Annotated in this window: 18 protein-coding genes and 1 tRNA gene; 5 read left to right on the forward strand and 14 right to left on the reverse strand. The window is 68.1% G+C overall.

Going from position 1 to position 15,744, the window contains the following annotated elements; genetic code table 11:
• Nucleotides 1-54: 54 nt before the first annotated feature.
• The 6 genes from ACRDPS_RS05735 to ACRDPS_RS05760 form a co-directional block, all read right to left on the reverse strand.
• Nucleotides 55-1,464, reverse strand: a complete 1,410-nt coding sequence (locus ACRDPS_RS05735; RefSeq protein ID WP_431500668.1) for a nucleobase:cation symporter-2 family protein — start codon at nt 1,462-1,464, stop codon at nt 55-57.
• A gap of 9 nt (nt 1,465-1,473) precedes the next feature.
• Nucleotides 1,474-2,394, reverse strand: a complete 921-nt coding sequence (gene pucL / locus ACRDPS_RS05740) for a factor-independent urate hydroxylase (protein ID WP_431500669.1) — start codon at nt 2,392-2,394, stop codon at nt 1,474-1,476.
• Between the two features lies 1 nt (nt 2,395).
• A complete protein-coding gene (gene uraH, locus ACRDPS_RS05745; protein ID WP_431500670.1) occupies nt 2,396-2,740 on the reverse strand; it encodes a hydroxyisourate hydrolase in 345 nt (114 codons plus the stop codon).
• Nucleotides 2,737-3,246 carry a 2-oxo-4-hydroxy-4-carboxy-5-ureidoimidazoline decarboxylase gene (gene uraD / locus ACRDPS_RS05750; protein ID WP_431500671.1) on the reverse strand — a complete coding sequence of 170 codons (510 nt, stop codon included), beginning with the start codon at nt 3,244-3,246 and terminating at the stop codon, nt 2,737-2,739. The genes uraH and uraD overlap by 4 nt, the downstream gene beginning before the upstream one ends.
• Nucleotides 3,247-3,381: 135 nt before the next feature.
• Nucleotides 3,382-3,849 (reverse strand): helix-turn-helix domain-containing protein, encoded by a 468-nt coding sequence (locus ACRDPS_RS05755; protein WP_431500672.1) that lies wholly within the window; start codon nt 3,847-3,849, stop codon nt 3,382-3,384.
• A 58-nt stretch (nt 3,850-3,907) separates the two neighbouring features.
• On the reverse strand, nt 3,908-5,188 hold the full coding sequence (locus ACRDPS_RS05760) for a DUF6986 family protein (RefSeq protein ID WP_431500673.1): 1,281 nt from the start codon (nt 5,186-5,188) through the stop codon (nt 3,908-3,910).
• A 152-nt stretch (nt 5,189-5,340) separates the two neighbouring features.
• Between ACRDPS_RS05760 and ACRDPS_RS05765 the strand changes: the two genes are divergently transcribed.
• A complete protein-coding gene (locus tag ACRDPS_RS05765; protein WP_431500674.1) occupies nt 5,341-6,108 on the forward strand; it encodes an IclR family transcriptional regulator in 768 nt (255 codons plus the stop codon).
• 92 nt (nt 6,109-6,200) lie between these two features.
• Entirely contained in the window at nt 6,201-6,974 is a 774-nt protein-coding gene (locus ACRDPS_RS05770; protein WP_431500675.1) for a carbonic anhydrase family protein, read from the forward strand.
• A gap of 18 nt (nt 6,975-6,992) precedes the next feature.
• Here ACRDPS_RS05770 and ACRDPS_RS05775 read toward each other — a convergent pair whose 3' ends face one another.
• The 3 genes from ACRDPS_RS05775 to ACRDPS_RS05785 all read right to left on the reverse strand — a co-directional run bounded on the left by ACRDPS_RS05775 (nt 6,993) and on the right by ACRDPS_RS05785 (nt 8,007).
• On the reverse strand, nt 6,993-7,403 hold the full coding sequence (locus ACRDPS_RS05775) for a pyridoxamine 5'-phosphate oxidase family protein (RefSeq protein ID WP_431500676.1): 411 nt from the start codon (nt 7,401-7,403) through the stop codon (nt 6,993-6,995).
• A gap of 50 nt (nt 7,404-7,453) precedes the next feature.
• A complete protein-coding gene (locus ACRDPS_RS05780) occupies nt 7,454-7,783 on the reverse strand; it encodes a nucleoside triphosphate pyrophosphohydrolase family protein (protein ID WP_431500677.1) in 330 nt (109 codons plus the stop codon).
• A gap of 141 nt (nt 7,784-7,924) precedes the next feature.
• A tRNA-Tyr gene (locus ACRDPS_RS05785) sits at nt 7,925-8,007 on the reverse strand.
• Between the two features lie 138 nt (nt 8,008-8,145).
• On the opposite strand from ACRDPS_RS05785, the gene ACRDPS_RS05790 reads away from it, so the two are divergent.
• The 3 genes from ACRDPS_RS05790 to ACRDPS_RS05800 all read left to right on the forward strand — a co-directional run bounded on the left by ACRDPS_RS05790 (nt 8,146) and on the right by ACRDPS_RS05800 (nt 10,524).
• On the forward strand, nt 8,146-8,637 hold the full coding sequence (locus ACRDPS_RS05790; RefSeq protein ID WP_431500678.1) for a YajQ family cyclic di-GMP-binding protein: 492 nt from the start codon (nt 8,146-8,148) through the stop codon (nt 8,635-8,637).
• Nucleotides 8,638-8,681: 44 nt separating this feature from the next.
• Nucleotides 8,682-9,818, forward strand: a complete 1,137-nt coding sequence (locus ACRDPS_RS05795; RefSeq protein ID WP_431500679.1) for a Fic family protein — start codon at nt 8,682-8,684, stop codon at nt 9,816-9,818.
• Between the two features lie 247 nt (nt 9,819-10,065).
• Nucleotides 10,066-10,524 carry an RrF2 family transcriptional regulator gene (locus ACRDPS_RS05800; RefSeq protein ID WP_431500680.1) on the forward strand — a complete coding sequence of 153 codons (459 nt, stop codon included), beginning with the start codon at nt 10,066-10,068 and terminating at the stop codon, nt 10,522-10,524.
• Nucleotides 10,525-10,634: 110 nt separating this feature from the next.
• Here the strand turns inward: ACRDPS_RS05800 and ACRDPS_RS05805 are convergent, their stop codons facing one another.
• From ACRDPS_RS05805 to rarD, 5 genes are all read right to left on the reverse strand, one after another.
• Complete coding sequence (locus ACRDPS_RS05805) at nt 10,635-11,606, reverse strand: sulfate/molybdate ABC transporter ATP-binding protein (protein WP_431500681.1); 972 nt, start codon at nt 11,604-11,606, stop codon at nt 10,635-10,637.
• A gap of 28 nt (nt 11,607-11,634) precedes the next feature.
• Nucleotides 11,635-12,477: a sulfate ABC transporter permease gene (locus ACRDPS_RS05810; RefSeq protein ID WP_431500682.1), complete on the reverse strand. Its 843-nt coding sequence runs from the start codon at nt 12,475-12,477 to the stop codon at nt 11,635-11,637.
• Nucleotides 12,470-13,336 carry a sulfate ABC transporter permease subunit CysT gene (gene cysT / locus ACRDPS_RS05815; RefSeq protein ID WP_431500683.1) on the reverse strand — a complete coding sequence of 289 codons (867 nt, stop codon included), beginning with the start codon at nt 13,334-13,336 and terminating at the stop codon, nt 12,470-12,472. Before cysT ends, ACRDPS_RS05810 begins: the two co-directional genes overlap by 8 nt.
• A gap of 5 nt (nt 13,337-13,341) precedes the next feature.
• Nucleotides 13,342-14,412, reverse strand: a complete 1,071-nt coding sequence (locus ACRDPS_RS05820) for a sulfate ABC transporter substrate-binding protein (protein ID WP_431500684.1) — start codon at nt 14,410-14,412, stop codon at nt 13,342-13,344.
• Nucleotides 14,413-14,767: 355 nt separating this feature from the next.
• Nucleotides 14,768-15,688, reverse strand: a complete 921-nt coding sequence (gene rarD / locus ACRDPS_RS05825) for an EamA family transporter RarD (protein WP_431500685.1) — start codon at nt 15,686-15,688, stop codon at nt 14,768-14,770.
• Nucleotides 15,689-15,744: the final 56 nt, after the last annotated feature.

Genomic DNA, 15,744 nt, shown 5'->3' on the forward strand with positions numbered 1-15,744 from the left:
CGTTATAACGAGCCGACTCGGCGGGTTTTCAGGTCAGGACGGGCCGACTCGGGATCATGAGCGTTCGATGTCGTCGTCTAGCCGGTCGCCGAAGCCGTCACGACTGTCCTGGGATGCGGCGAAGACCGAGGCGCCGGAGCGGTTGCCGGCGGTGACCTCGTTGAACACCAGGTTGAGCACGACGGCGACGAGGGCGGTGGCGCTGATGCCGGAGTGCATGATCACCCCGAGCCATTCCGGGAAGGCGTCCCAGAAGGTCGGCGCGGCGATCGGCAGGATGCCCACGGCGATCGCCACGGAGACGATCACCATGTTGAGGTTGTCCTCGTAGTCGACGCGCGACAGGGTGCGGATCCCGCTGGCCGCGACCGAGCCGAACAGCACGATGCCGGCGCCACCCAGCACGGGATAGGGGATCGCCGCCACGACGGCGCCGACGATCGGCAGCAGCCCGAGGAGCAGAAGCACGAGACCACCGGTCGCCACCACGTACCGGCTGCGGACGCCGGTCAGAGCGACCAGGCCGACGTTCTGCGCGAACGCGCTGCACGGGAACGTGCCGAACAGCGGGGCTACCGTCGTGGCTGCCATGTCAGCGCGCAGTCCACGAGCGACGCGCTTGGCATCCACGTCGGTCTCCACGATCTCGCCGATCGCCAGGATGTCGGCGGTCGTCTCGGTCATGATCACCAGCACCACGATCGTCATCGAGACGATCGCGCCGACCTCGAACGTCGGGCCACCGAAGTGCAGCACCGGCGGCAGCGCGACCACGTCCGACTCGCCCACCGAGGAGAAGTCGGCCCGGCCGGCGACCGTCGCGATCACCGTCCCGACGACGATCCCGATGAGGATCGAGAGGCGTGAGATCGCGCCCTGGAACACCCGGCTGATCACCAAGATGATGAGCAAGGTCAACCCGGCGTACGCGATGTTGGTCATCGACCCGTAGTCCGGCGCCTCCGCGTCGTTGCCCATCGCCCACCGGAACGCCACCGGCATCAGCGAGAGCCCGATGACCGTGATGATCGTGCCGGTGACGACGGCCGGGAAGAGCCTGACCAGCTGGGCGAAGAACGAGGAGAGCACCAGTCCGATCAGGCCGGCGACGATGATCGCGCCGAAGACGGGGCGCAGCCCGTCCTCGCTGGCGATGGTGACCATCGTCGACACGCTGGCGAACGAGATGCCCTGCACGATCGGCAGCCGGCTGCCGAAGGGCCCGAGCCCGAGCGTCTGCAGCAGCGTGGCCAGGCCCGATACGAAGAGTCCGGCGGTGACCAGCAGCGCCAGCTCGGTGCCCGACAGGCCCGCGGCACCCCCGACGATGAGCGGCGGCGCGATCACGCCGCCGTACATCGTCAGGATGTGCTGCGTGCCGTAGGCAAGGAGCTGGCCCGGCGGGTGCCGCTCGTCCTCAGGTCGGGTGGATTCCGGTGCGGTTGGCTTCCTGCGACCGAGCATCGCCGGTCCTCAGCAGAAGCCGGGGATCGAGTGCCAGGCGTTGCCGGCGTCGGGGACCTCGTCACGTACGACCGAGGCCTCGATCAGGCCGTAGGGCCGGTCCGCGGCGTGGAAGACCTCGCCGGGGTTGTCCAGGCCGAAGGGCGAGAGGTCGGAGAGGAAGTGGTGCTTGTTGGGCGCGGAGAACTTGATCTCGGCGACATCACCGTGCTGCTCGAGCACCGAGGTGCCCATCCCGTTCAGGGTCTGCTGCAGCGCGAGGCTGTGGATCTCCGCGAACCGCTGCAGCAGCAGGGCCCTGATGGAGTCGTACGACTTGTCCCAGTCGACCTCGGTGCCTACGTAGCGCCAGCGGGCGACGAGCGAGGTCGCCAGGATCCGGTCGGTGGTCTCCTGCAAGGTCGTGTACTCGTCCTTGAGGAAGCCGTGGAACTCCGAGCCGGTCGACTTGAGCACGACCAGATCCTTGATGCCGGAGACCACATGGGCGACCCGGTCCTCACCGCGGCCGTCCACGTTCACCACAGTGGTGCGTACGCCGCCACCCGTGCGAACGAACGAGTGGTCGTGACCCGCGCCGCCAGACTCGGGATGATCTGTCTGGATCCGGTCCCAGGCGTACTCGTCGACCTCGACCCGGGCGCCCTCAGCGGCCGGACAGGCCTCGAGATAGCGGTCGGCCAGGGCGAGCGCGAACTCCTCGATCGAGGCGACGCCGACCTTCTTCGCGTAGGCGAAGACGGTGTTCTTCTGGGTGTCGGTGGGAAGCACGTCCTTCTGGTCACCGCTGGTGTGCGCGTCGTCGAAGCGGCCGCGCAGCGAGGTGGAGACGTTGAGGTCCCGGATCTGGTGGCGAGGAGTGTCACGGACGATGCGTACGACGCGGTTCTCGGACTTGCCGTACTGGTTTGGGCCAAGACGAATGGGCATGTCAGCTCCCTCGGTAGGTGGAGTAGGCGAACGGGCTCAGCAGAAGCGGCACGTGGTGGTGCCGCCGATCGGTGACCGCGAAGGTGACGGAGACCTCGGGGTAGAAGCACTCCTGGCCGGTCGCCGCGGAGTAGGCGGCGGTGTCGAAGCGGAGCTGATAGGTGCCGGCCGGGACCTGATCGGGTCCCAGGTCAGTCACCCGGCCGTCGTCGTCGGTGGTGGCCTCGGCGAGGACGACTCTGTTGTCGGAGTCTGGGTCGGGGTCGATCCGGGAGAGCCGGACCGGGACACCGGCGGCCGGGCGGCCGAGCGCGGTGTCGAGGACGTGGGTCGTGATGGCACTCATACAGAGACCTCCTCGGTTGCCAGGACCCGCTCGAGGCGGAGCAGCGCGATCCGGCGCAGCTCGTCGGCGACCACGGCCGCCTCCTCGTCTGGCTCGTTGCCGAGCCGGTCGCGGAGCGAGGCGAGGACCTGGTCGGCCGAGAGGCCCGAGGCGCAGATCAGGAAGACCCGGCCGAAACGCTCCTCGTAGGCCCGGTTGCCCTCGGCGAGTGCCCGTGCCGTGGCCTGGTCGGTGCCGACCTCGGCCTGCTCGCTCCGCGACCAGGCGGCCTCGGCGTGCTCGCCCTCGGCGCGCTCGCCGATCCGGGGGTGGGCGGCCAGGGCCCGGTCGACATCGGCCGCGGTGAACCGGCGTGCGGCCGCATCGGCGGCGCGCAGGACGTCTGCCCTGTCGGCGTAGGGCCGACCGGCCAGGACGGCATCGATCCAGCCCGGTGCGTCGCAGCAGGCCTGCAGTGCGGGCCGTACGTCATCGGCCGGTGAGATGTTGAAGGCTTCGAGATCCATGAACCGTGCTCTCTCGCTATGCGGAAACCAACTTCCGTACAGCAACAACGATTGCATGTGTCGCACATCACAGTCAACAGTTTGTTGAAGAATGTGCGGAGCAGCTCCGGGTCCGCCTCCGGTGGCGTCTGGCGCCTAGCCCCGTTCGCGGTTCAGATAGTTGTAGACAGTGAATCGGGTGACCCCGAGCGCCCCGGCGACGATCTCGGCGCTCTTACGGAACTCGAAGGCGCCGCGCTCCTCCAGCAGGCGCACGGCGCGCTGCTTCTCCGGCCGGTCCAGCGTGCGTAGGTCGGCTCCGAGCTCCTCGGCGAGCTCGGCGAGCAGCCCCTCCAGCCCGTTCGCCGTACGTCGCGGCGCACTGCGGCCCTCGAGCCGGACCTGGAACGTGATCTGGTCGGCACCGTGGTCCAACCCCGCAGCGGCCACGGAGGCCAGGGCAGCCAGGACCGCGTCCCGTTCGCCGCGTACCGACGTGCCCAGCGGCCCGAAGTCACACTCGAGGCCGGCCTCACGGACTGCCTCGAGCGCGGCCGTCGCATGCTCGGGAGGCTCACCCTCGCCACGGAACGGTTCGGTGGTGAACTCTGCCTCGACGCGCATGACGGCAGGCTACCCAGATGGTCCAGTCCCGTGATCCAGTCCCGCCCGGCAGCCCGCCTCAGTCGACCCGTCGGCGCGCGAGCCGGGCCAGATGACTCCGGTCGACCCCGGCAAGCCTCTCGACCTCGTCGGCGGTGACCGCTCCACACTCGACCCCACGCAGCACGAAAGCGGCGAGCGCGGCGGCAGTGGCCGGCTCGTCGAGATAGCTGGAGTCACCGCCATGGACGTACGCCCGCAGCCGGGCCGCCGCCACCTCGAGCCCCTCGCGGAAGAACGCGTACGTCGCGATGTAGCGACTGGGCAGCTGGGCAGGATGCAGGTCCCAGCCCTGGTAGATCCCGCGGGCGAGGGACCGGCCCACCAGGCGCGCGTGGAGCCGCCAGGCCGAACGTACGGCCTCGGGGTCTCCGACCGGGAGCATGTTGGTCGAGCCGTCCGAGACGAAGACGCCGGTGCCGGCGGCGGCCACCTGCATCACGTCCTTGGCGTGGTCGGCGACCGGGTGCTCCATGCTCTGGTGCGCGGCCGCGACACCGAGCGAGGCCGAGTAGTCGTAGGTGCCGTAGTGCAGACCGGTGACCCGGCCGGCGCCGGCGGCGATCATCCGCGCGACCAGCGCGGTCCCGTCGGAGCCGAGGATCGCCTGCGGCGTCTCGACCTGGATCTCGAACCGCAGGCTCCCGGCCGCGATGCCGTGGGCGGTCTCGAGCGCGTCGAGCGCGGTGACCATCGCGCTGACCTGCTCGACGGAGGTGACCTTGGGGAGGGTGATGACGAGGCCGTCGCCCAGTCCGGCCTCGCGGGCGAGCTCGCCGAGGAAGAGGTCCAGCGTACGCAGCCCGCGGTGCCGGGTCGGGGCCTCGAAGGACTTGATCCTGATGCCGTGGAACGGTGGCGCCGAGCCATCGTGGACGGTGGCCGCGAGCGCCCGGGCAGCCGCCAGCACGGCGGCGTCCTCGTCGGCATCGGGCCGGGCTCCGTAGCCGTCCTCGAAGTCGATCCGCAGGTCCTCGATCGGTTCGGTGTCCAGCTTGGCCCGCACCCGGTCGTAGACCTCGGCGGCCAGGTCGGGGCGCAGGTCGAAGACGTCGGCGACCTCGGCAGCCGAGTGCCCGTGCTCAGCTAGCACCCGACCGGCCTCGGCGGACCACTCCGCGACAGCCTGCGCCGCGTAGCGATCACCGGGCACATAGACCGTGTGCACCGGCTGACGTACGCCGCGCTCCCCGGGATAGCTCGCGGCCAGCGCGGCGTCGGCGCCGGCGAGCGCGCGGTCGAGCCGGCCGGCGAGCTCCTCGAGGTGGCCCATCTCGCCACCAGTGATCTGAATGTTCACGAGCTCCACCCTCTCAGGACCACGTCTTTTCCTGCATGCGGATTAATGCTTCCGCATTGCGGATGTTAGCCGGGACCGACTCAAGCCGCAAGGAGGTGTATTTCCTCTACGCGACGCTAGACTTCCGTCATGCGGAAGATGGAGTGGTCCTGATGAGCGAGAACGAGAAGGCGCCGAAGGCACGCACGGGTGCCGTGCAGTCGATCGAGCGGGCCTTCGCCCTGCTGGAGACGATGGCCGACGCAGGCGGGACCATGGGCCTGTCGCACCTCGCCACCACCTCGGGGCTGCCGCTGCCGACCATCCACCGGCTGGTGCGCACGCTCGTCGACCTGGGCTACCTCCGTCAGGAGGCCAACCGGCAGTACGTCCTCGGCCCCAAGCTGATCCGGCTCGGCGAGAGCTCCTCCCGCATGCTCAGCACCTGGGCCCGCCCACACCTGGCTCAGCTCGTCGACCAGCTCGGCGAGTCGGCCAACCTAGCGATGCTCGACGGCGACCAGATCGTCTACGTCGCCCACATGGAGTCGCGCCAGTCGATGCGCATGTTCACCGAGGTCGGTCGGCGCGTCTCCCCGCACTGCACCGCCGTCGGGAAGGCGATCCTGGCCGACATGGCTCCCGACCTGGTCCGCGACATCCTCCGGCGCACCGACATGGTCCCCTACACCGCGACCACGATCACCTCGCGCGACGACTACCTCGACCAGCTCGAGCGGGTCCGCGAGCACAGCTACGCCATCGACGAGGGCGAACAGGAGGCAGGCGTACGCTGCGTCGCCGTCGCCGTCCCCGACTATGCCCCGCGCCTGGCGATGTCGATCAGCGGACCAACCGGGCGGATGAGCGACGAGCTCATCGAGCGCGCCGTCCCGCTGCTCACCGAGGCCGGCAAGCAGCTGGCCGCCGACCTGGCCTGACTCGGCGTCAAAGGCGGTTGTCCGCCCGCCGTTCGTGGTACGTATTGCGGTCCACGGGTCATCTCGACCCGGTAGATCTCGGGAGATCTGACATGACCCGCAACAACGTCGGGCTGAACCGTCGCGCGCTGCTCCAGGGAGCAACCGCCATGGCCGCCCTCACCACCCTGCCCTCGTCGGCAACCGCCTCGGCGAGCCCCGTCGGCCAGCCGCACCAGAGCCCGATCCGGATCGATCCAGCCGATACTCAGCCGGCGCACCTGCCCGCCCTGCACGTCCACTATCCCCACGACGCGACGATCACGATGAAGTACGTCCGCGAGGACGCCGACCAGCCCGACGGCTGCACCGTGCGCGGCGACGAGGAGACCGTGCGCGCCGAGCTCCCGCCCGGTGCCGGGTCGCTGACGGTGAGCGGCGTGACGTACGGCCTCGCTCAGTTCCACTGGCACACCCCGAGCGAGCATCTCCTCTCCGCCCGGGACTACCCGATCGAGATGCACTTCGTGCACCAGGATGCCGCCGGCCACACCCTGGTCGTCGGCGTCTGGGTCGGTCCGGGGCCGGTCAACCCGACCCTCGGCCGCCTCTACGACCACCTGGTGTCGGAATGCTCGACCGACGACGAGGTCGGCCACATCGACGTCGGCGCTCTCCTGCCTCGACGGCACACGTCCTACCGCTACGACGGCCCCCTCACGACCGCGCCCTACACCGAAGGCGTCCAGTGGGTCATGCTCACCGACCCCATCACCGCCTCGCCGCGGCAGATCGACCGGTTCCGCACCATGTTCCCGACCGGCAACCGGCGCGAGGTCCAGGACATCAACGACCGCGTCGTCCTCACCGACCGGAACAGAGCCTGACGGCATCGACCGAGGCGCTCACCAGCCCGAAGGACGTACGTTTCCGAGCACCCGGGCCACCGTGATCTCGATGACCACGCGCTCAGGGTTGGGCCGGGGCTGCCGGTAGCGCTCGGCGTAGCGCCGCTCGGCCTCGGCCACCGACTCCGCGTCGTCCTTGACCACCGCGGTGCCCTCCAGCGTGCACCAACGACGCCCGTCCACCTGGCTGACCGCCGCCTTCGCACCGGCCCCGGCCGAGCGTACGTTCCGGACCTTCTTGCTGCCCGCACTGCTGATGATGCGCGCGATGCCGGCCGCGGGATCGAAGGTCACCCCGACAGGGACAAGATGTGGACTCCCGTCCGGGCGGCTCGTCGTCAGGAAGCAGACCCGCCGCTCCCGCCAGAACTCGTCGTTCTCCGCGGGCGATGGTGCGTCGACTGTCATGGTGCTCCTTCTTGAATCGGGACCGTGGCTGCCAGGCCCCCAACGGTTGGTCAGCGATCGTCGCCGCTTCCACCGATAGCGCCACGCTGCTGACGATCGGCGAGCTTCTTGATGTTGAGCTCGGCGATGTCCGCGAGCGGAAGACCGAAGTGGTCAGCGAGAACCGCTACGTACCAAAGTGTGTCGCCGAGCTCCTTGGCGAGATCATCGAGGTCCCACTGGGAGAAGTCGCTGTCATGGTCGCGCACGATCTTCTTCGCCTTCTCGGCGATCTCGCCCGTCTCGCCGACCAGGCCCAGCAGAAGGTGGAACACCTCGTTGGGTTTGTCCCTCGGCGCCGCGGTGCGCAGCGCCGCCTGCTGGTAGGCATTCAGATCCATGGCCGGAACATATCGCGCCCGCGCGACGCCGCGGCGAGGTGACAGTCGCCGCCAACCAGCGTCGACCGCGAACACAACCGGACAAGCGAAACGCCCCGGTGGCCAACGTTTCCGCTGGTCACCGGGGCGTTCTCCCTGGTGTGGCAGATGAAGGATTCGAACCTTCGAAGGCAAAAGCCGACGGATTTACAGTCCGCTCCCATTGGCCGCTCGGGCAATCTGCCAGGGGTTGTGCGCGGTCCCGCCATGGGGATCGCGACAGCAAGAAACGATAGCGCAGGGCCCGGCGGCGTACGAAAACGGCACGAGGTTCTAGTGTGAGGTCGGTACGTTCCCGCTGCAGGTAGCAAGAGGAGAGGGTCATGGCTGACTCGTCGTTCGACATCGTGAGCAAGATCGACCGCCAGGAGGTCGACAACGCGCTGAGTCAGACCGCGCGAGAGGTCGCGACGCGGTTCGACTTCAAGGGGACCAACGCGACGATCGAGTGGAGCGGTGAGCACGGGATCGAGATCTCCGCCTCCGCCGACGACCGCGCCAGCGCCGTGCTCTCCGTCTTCCAGGACAAGCTGATCAAGCGCAAGCAGTCGCTCAAGATCCTCGACACCGGCGAGCCGCGTCAGTCGGGACAGGTCTCCAAGATCTCGATCACACTCAAGGAGGGGATCTCCTCCGAGGACGCGAAGAAGGTCTCCAAGCTGATCCGCGACGAGGGCCCCAAGGGCGTCAAGGCGCAGATCCAGGGCGACGAGCTCCGCGTCTCCTCCAAGAAGCGCGACGACCTGCAGACCGTGATCACGCTGGTCAAGGGCCAGGACTACGACTTCGCGGTGCAGTTCATCAACTACCGCTGACGGACGCGATTGACGCATTGATTGCGTCAACATATCATCAATATGTGCTCTTCCCGACCCCAGCCCTTGATCGTGACGACGAGCGGGTGCTCGCCGAGGTCGAGGCTGCCCGGGACGACCTTCAGATGGCGGTGCGGTCCACTCCTACGAAGTGGACCGATGGGCTGCGGCGGTTTCTGACTGCTGACGCAGTGGCGGGATCCAACTCGATCGAGGGGTTCCAGGTCTCCACGGCGGACGCGGCCGACCTCATGGACGGCGAGCAGGACGTCGACGTGTCGGTCGCCAACCGCGAGGAGACGCTCGCCTATCAGCGGATGATGACCTACATCCAATCGCTCCACGAATCGCCTGACTTCACCTACAGCAAGGGTTTCCTGAACGCCCTGCACTGGATGCTCCAGGGGCACCATCACACCTCCCGGCAGCCTGCCGGACAGTGGCGTCGCGGGCCTGTCTACGTCACCGACGCACGCGACGCGTCGGTCGCTGCCTACACGGCGCCTGCGGTCGAAGACGTACCCGACCTGATGAGCGAGCTCATCGACTGGCTCAACGACCAAGCACCCGATCACCCGGTCACCCGAGCCGCGATGGCACACCTCCACCTCATCTCAATCCACCCGTGGGCCGACGGAAACGGCCGGATGTCGCGCTCCCTCCAGACCCTTCTCACCGCCCGATCCGGCGTGCTGGCTCCCGAGTTCTCCTCGATCGAGGCCTGGCTGGGCCGTCCGGGCAACACCTGGGAGTACTACAAGGTGCTGGGGGCTCGCGGCGCCACCTACCTTCCCGATCAGGACGTGCATGACTGGGTGCGCTTCAACCTGGTCGCCTCCCATCAACAGGCACAGTCGGTACGCCACCGAATGGACCGGTCGGCCCGCACTCTGGCCGCGCTCGAAGGCGCCGCAGGCAAAGCGGGCTGGGACGAGCGCCTCCTAACTGCTCTGCACGAGGTCGCACTGTCGGGCCGCGTACGCCGGTCCCGCTACGAGCGCGCCGAGAACCTGAGTCGCCAGCAGGCTCAGCGTGACCTTCGCGACCTGGCCGAACGCGGCGTGCTCAGCTCGGTCGGACGGACCCGCGCCCGCTTCTACGAAGCAGGCGACTCCTTCCCCGGGAACGCCCTGGAACTTGCGCGCACGCCATTCACCCTGACGGATCCGTATGCCCGTTAGGGTCCGCCCGTGGCCTACAAGCACCCGCGGGCGTCGGTCGAGATCGACGCGCAGATCGAGGTGGTGTGGCGGGTGATGATCGAGACCGAGGCGTACGCCGCGTGGAACCCGTTCATCGTGCGAGCGGAGACGGCGCAGCCGGCGACATGCCCACGGCCTCAGGAGGCGCGCCGAGGCGTCCGCCGGAGATTGTCGACTTGACCACTAGATTGAGCGAAATTCTGCATTCATCTGCAAGAATGTGGTCGTGCGAGTATCTGCCAAGTCCGACTACGCTCTCCGCGCCCTCATCGAGATGTCGGCGCGCGAGGACGGAAAAGCTGTCAGCGCCGAAGAGCTCGGCCGCGCCCAGGAGATTCCTCACGGGTTCCTGCAGGCGATCCTCGCCGACCTCCGCAAGGCCGGTGTCGTCATCTCACAGCGCGGCCAGTCGGGTGGTTGGCGCCTGGCGCGCAAGTCGACCGACGTGTCCGTCGCAGACGTGATCCGCGCGGTCGACGGACCGCTGGTCTCGGTCTACGGGCTGCGGCCCGAGGCGGTCACCTACAACGAGCGCGCCGATGTGCTCCAGCACGTCTGGATCGCCGCGCGCGACTCGCTGCGCGAGGTCTTCGAGAAGGTCTCCATCGCGGACCTCGCCTCCCGCGAGCTGCCCGACGAGGTCACCACCCGCACCGCGCGCGACGAGGCCTGGCTTCCGCACTGAGGCTCTCGTTCGGTTCCTTCATCAAGGTATGCAGGGAAAGGCTCACATCCCTAGCGGAGTTCCGCACGGGATGTGAGCCTTCGGCTGCATACCTTGACGAAGGAACAGCCCTACGCAGCCGGCGCCGGCATCGTGTAAGCCCCCGGCGAAGGCGTGACGAACACGTTCACACCCTCGTCGAGCTGGAGAGCCCGAGCATGCGTACGCGTCAGCTCGGCGGTCACGACCTCACCGTCGTCGGTGAGCACCGTGAGGCGCACCTCGAAGCCGATCCGCAGGACCCGGGAGACCGTGCCCTCGATCGAGTGCTCCGAGAGCGGCGACGGCGTGACCTCGACGTCATGGGGACGGATCAAGGACCCGCCCAGCGTGGTGACGTCGCCGAGGAACGACATCACGAAGTCGTTGGCCGGCTCGTCGTAGAGCTGCTCGGGGGTCCCGATCTGCTCGATTCCGCCCTGGTTGACGACCACGATCTCGTCGGCGACCTCGAGGGCCTCCTCCTGGTCGTGGGTCACGAAGACGGTGGTCACGTGCACCTCGTCGTGGAGCCGTCGCAGCCAGTCGCGCAGCTCCTTGCGTACCTTCGCGTCCAGCGCTCCGAACGGCTCGTCGAGCAGCAGCACGGACGGCTCGATCGCGAGCGCGCGCGCCAGCGCCATCCGCTGGCGCTGGCCGCCGGAGAGCTGCGAGGGCAGCCGGCTGCCGAACTGTGAGAGGTGCACGAGCTCGAGCAGCTCCTCGACCTTCGCGGCGATCTCGGCGCGAGGACGCTTGCGGATCTCCAGCCCGAACGCGACGTTCTTGGCCACCGAGAGGTGCTTGAACGCCGCGTAGTGCTGGAAGACGAACCCGACGTTGCGCTTCTGGACGGGCAGCGAGGTGGCCTCGACGCCCTCGATGCTGATCGTGCCGGTGTCGGGCGTCTCCAGCCCGGCGATGACCCGCAGCAGCGTGGTCTTGCCGCCGCCGGAGGGGCCCAGCAGGGCCGTCAGCTGCCCTGTCGGGATGGTCAGGTTGATGTCCTCCAGCGCGACGAAGTCGCCGTAGCGCTTGTTGACACCGCTTACTTCGATGCTCATGGGATGTGCCCTTTCGTGTCAGAGTCTTTCACCGCACGCGCGCACCGCGGGCGCGCAGCACGAAGACGATGAGAATGGCGGAGACCGAGACGCTGGCGAGGAGGAAGGCGATGGCGTACGCGCCCTGCTGGTCGAAGTTGAGGTACTGAGTCTCGACGGCGAGGGTGGCGGTGCGGGTCTGGCCGAGCACGTTCCCGGAGACGACCTTGACCGCGCCGAACTCGCCCAGCGACCGGGCCAGGGTGAGCACCACGCCGTAGATGACGGCCCACTTGATGCCCGGCAGCGTGATCCGCCAGAACGTCTGCCAGGAGCTGGCGCCCAGGGACGCTGCGGCCTGCTCCTGCTCGGTGCCGATCTCCTCGAGCACCGGGATGACCTCGCGGATCACCAGCGGCAGCGACACGAACGCGGTCGCCATGATGATCCCCGGCGTCGCGAAGATGACCTGGATCCCCGCCGACTCCAAGGAAGGCCCGAACCAGCCGTCCCGGCCGCCGTAGACCAGGACGAGCGCCAGGCCGACGACGATCGGCGAGACCGAGAGCGGCAGGTCGATCAGGGCGCTGAGGATGCGCTTGCCAGGAAATTCCGTACGCACCAGCAGCAGCGAGACCGAGACGCCGAAGACCAGGTTGATCAGCGTCGCCACCACCGCGGCGAGGCAGGTGAGCCGGATCGCCGCCATCATCTGCGGGTCGCTGAAGATGCCGGCGAAGGCCTCGGTCGTGAAGCCGACGTCGGGCACATGGAAGGCATTCCAGACGACCAGGGCGACCGGCCACGCGACCAGCAGGCCCAGATAGGCGATGACGACGACACGGAGGACGTACGTCAGTGGCGTCCTGGGCGCTCGACGAGTCTCAGCCACGGCGGACCATCCTCCTCTGGATCAGGTCGAGGATGACGATGACGAGCAGCGAGACGAGCAGCAGCATCGCCGCGATCGCCGCCGCGCCCTCGGGGTTGTCGTTCTCGATCGCGGACAGGATCCGCACGGAGGCGACCTCGGACTTGAACGGCAGGTTGCCCGAGAGCAGAACCAGGGAGCCGTACTCGCCCATCCCGCGCGCGAAGGAGAGCGCCGCGCCCGCGGCGATCGCGGGAGCCAGGGACGGCAGGATGATCCGCCAGAAGATGGTGAACCGGGACGCCCCGAGGGAGGCCGCTGCCTCCTCCACATCGGCGTCCAGGTCCTCGAGGACCGGCTGCACCATGCGTACGACGAAGGGCAGGGTCACGAAGGCGAGCGCCAGGTAGACCGACATCGACGTGTTCGCCCAGTGCAGGCCGAGGGGCGACTCGGTGCCGTAGAGCGAGAGCAGGACGAGGCCCGCGACGATCGTCGGCAGCGCGAACGGGATGTCGATGATCACCTCGAGCAGACCCTTGCCCCAGAATCTGTCACGCACCAGCACCCAGGCGATGACGGTCCCGATGAGGACGTTGATCAGGGTGACCACCAGGGCGGTACGGATCGTCAGCCAGATCGCCGCGGCGGTCTGCTCGTTGTTGAGCTGGTTCACGAAGGCGGACCAGCCGCCGGTCGAGGCGGTGATGATCACCGCGACCAACGGGATGAGCACGAGCAGGCTGAACCAGAGCATCGTGACGCCGAGTCCGATGCCGCTGGTCCTTGTCAGAGTGGACCTTGCCAGGTTGTTGGCCGGCCGGCTGCGACGTGCTGGGCCGGGGGCAGCCGGCGTGGCAGTAGGGATGTGGGTGGCCATGCCCGCTACTCGGTGGCCTTACCGGACTTGGCGATCGAGTCGGTCACGACGCCTACCGGCTCGCCCTCCTCGCCGGTGCCGAAGAGCTTGTCCTTGACGCCGTCCCAACCGGGACCCCCGAAGTCCTTCTCGAGGGTGAGCAGGTGCTTGATCTCGGGGAACGGATCCGCCGGGTCGGGCGCGCCCTTGATGTCCTCGGGCTTGACGCCGATGGCGTCGAAGTCGACGACACCGGGGTTCTCGGTGTTGACCGGTCGGAAGCCGGTGAGGGCGAACTGCTTCTGCCCCTCCGCGCCCGCGACGAAGTCGAGCCAGTCCTGCGCCGGCTTGGACGCGTCCTTGGTGATCGCGCCGGGGTTCTCGATCAGCACGGTCGTCTCGGGGATGACGTACTCGAAACCCTCACCCTGCTGAGCCGCGAGGATCGCCTCGTTCTCATAGGCCAGGAGTACGTCGCCGGTGCCGCCCAGGAAGGCGGTCGTGGCGTCGCGGCCGGAGTTGGTGAGCGTGACGACGTTCTTGAAGAGCTTGTCCAGGAACGCCTTGCCCTCGGCCTCGGTGCCGCCGTTGCGGGTGATGTGGCCATAGGCGGCCAGCGCGTTCCAACGGGCCGAGCCCGAGGAGGCCGGGTTGGGCGTCACGACCTCGACCCCGGGCTTGGCCAGGTCGTCCCAGCCCTGGATGTTCTTCGGGTTGCCCTCGCGCACGGCGAGGACGACCACCGAGGTCGAGACGATGCCCTTGGTCGGGCCGTCGTCCCACTCCGGGTCGACGAGACCTGCCTCCTCGAGACGAGTGACGTCCGACCCGACCGAGAGGTGCACGTAGTCGGCCTCGAGACCGGACTCGACCGCGCGGCTCTGGTCACCAGAGGCGCCGTACGAGGTCTCGAAGGTGACGCCCTCGCCTTCGGGAGTCTTGTTGAACTCCTTGGCGATCGCCTTGTTGGCCGTCTCCGGGACGGCGAAACCCACGACGGAGATCGAATCCGCGTCTCCGGATCCGCCCGAGCCGCATGCGGTCAGCGCCAGCATCCCGGCAGCGGCGAGCAGTGCCGCGGCATTGAACTTCCTCATCTGTTTCCTCACTTCTTGCCCCAACTGTGTGCCCTGCCGAGCCAAGGTCCACCGAATTACGAATGTCGAGCACCATACTCGAATTAGTCGAGTGAATGTGAAAACAAGCAAATGGTCCGCCCCCTGGACGGCAACCCGTCGCCGAGAGGTCACTTATGCGGGCCGAGAGGGCACCTCGGTGACGTCTCGGCCGGCATAAGTGACGCCTCGGCGAGAGTGGGTGACGTCTCGGCCGGCGTAAGTGACGTCTCGGCGAGAGTGGATGACGTCTCGGCCGGCATAAGTGACGCCTCGGCGGGCGGGGTGACGGTTCGACCGGCGTAGGTGACGTCTCGGCCGGCGGGGTGGCTGCTCGCTAGGCGGTGGTCGGGGTCACCGCGGCTGCTCGCGCGGCGCGCAGGACCTTGCGGCGGTGGTGGACGGCCTCTGCACTGAAGATGACCAGGGCGATCCAGACGATCGCGAACCCTGCCCAACGACCGGGAGGCATGGCCTCGTGGGCGATGAAGACTCCTACGGCGAACTGCAGGATGGGCGCCAGGTACTGCAGGAGCCCGATGGTGACCATCGGCACCCTGATGGCGGCCGCGCCGAAGCAGGCCAGCGGTACGACGGTGGCGATGCCGAGGCTGACCAGCAGCAGGACGTGGCCGGCTCCGTGGCCGACGAGCGTGCCGTGTCCGGTGGCCTGGAGTGCCACGATGAACGCCAGCGCGAACGGGGCGGTTACCGCGGTCTCGACGGCCAGCGACTCGAACGGCCCGACGCCCGCGCTCTTCTTCAGCAGCCCGTAGGTGCCGAACGAGAAGGCCAGGATCAGCGCGACCCACGGCAGCCGGCCGTAGTCGATGGTGAGCACGACCACGGCCACGAACGCGATGCCCAGCGCCACCCACTGAAGCTTCCGCATCCGCTCACGCAGGATGATCACGCCCATCAACATCGTGACCAGCGGGTTGGTGAAGTAGCCCAGGCTCGTCTCCACGATCCGCCCGTTGCTGACCCCCCAGATGTACGTCACCCAGTTGATCGAGATCACCGTGGCCGCCGCCGCCAGGAGCGCGAGCTTTCGTCGGTCGCGTAGAACGGCCGCAACCTGCGTACGTCGGCCGACGACGAACACGAACGCAACGGCGACAACGAGCGACCACAGGATCCGGTGACCCAGGATCTCCCACGCCCCGGCAGGCTGCAGCAGTGGGAAGTAGAGCGGGAACGCACCCCAGATGATGTACGCCGTGGCGCCGAACACCACCCCGCGCCGCTGCTCGTTCACATCCTCACGCTACCGCCCGGCGTACCCCTTCTTTACCCAGGGTCGCCGGCTGAGAC

Source organism: Nocardioides sp. (assembly GCF_050699375.1).
Lineage (GTDB): Bacteria > Actinomycetota > Actinomycetes > Propionibacteriales > Nocardioidaceae > Nocardioides.

Coding starts and splice junctions, on each gene's coding strand:
- ACRDPS_RS05735 (WP_431500668.1), bottom strand. CDS start 1,464: ATGCTCGGTCGCAGGAAGCCAACCGCACCGGAATCCACCCGACCTGAG.
- cysT (WP_431500683.1), bottom strand. CDS start 13,336: ATGGCCACCCACATCCCTACTGCCACGCCGGCTGCCCCCGGCCCAGCA.
- ACRDPS_RS05765 (WP_431500674.1), top strand. CDS start 5,341: ATGAGCGAGAACGAGAAGGCGCCGAAGGCACGCACGGGTGCCGTGCAG.
- ACRDPS_RS05790 (WP_431500678.1), top strand. CDS start 8,146: ATGGCTGACTCGTCGTTCGACATCGTGAGCAAGATCGACCGCCAGGAG.
- ACRDPS_RS05780 (WP_431500677.1), bottom strand. CDS start 7,783: ATGGATCTGAATGCCTACCAGCAGGCGGCGCTGCGCACCGCGGCGCCG.
- pucL (WP_431500669.1), bottom strand. CDS start 2,394: ATGCCCATTCGTCTTGGCCCAAACCAGTACGGCAAGTCCGAGAACCGC.
- uraD (WP_431500671.1), bottom strand. CDS start 3,246: ATGGATCTCGAAGCCTTCAACATCTCACCGGCCGATGACGTACGGCCC.
- ACRDPS_RS05755 (WP_431500672.1), bottom strand. CDS start 3,849: ATGCGCGTCGAGGCAGAGTTCACCACCGAACCGTTCCGTGGCGAGGGT.
- ACRDPS_RS05820 (WP_431500684.1), bottom strand. CDS start 14,412: ATGAGGAAGTTCAATGCCGCGGCACTGCTCGCCGCTGCCGGGATGCTG.
- uraH (WP_431500670.1), bottom strand. CDS start 2,740: ATGAGTGCCATCACGACCCACGTCCTCGACACCGCGCTCGGCCGCCCG.
- ACRDPS_RS05770 (WP_431500675.1), top strand. CDS start 6,201: ATGACCCGCAACAACGTCGGGCTGAACCGTCGCGCGCTGCTCCAGGGA.
- ACRDPS_RS05805 (WP_431500681.1), bottom strand. CDS start 11,606: ATGAGCATCGAAGTAAGCGGTGTCAACAAGCGCTACGGCGACTTCGTC.
- ACRDPS_RS05775 (WP_431500676.1), bottom strand. CDS start 7,403: ATGACAGTCGACGCACCATCGCCCGCGGAGAACGACGAGTTCTGGCGG.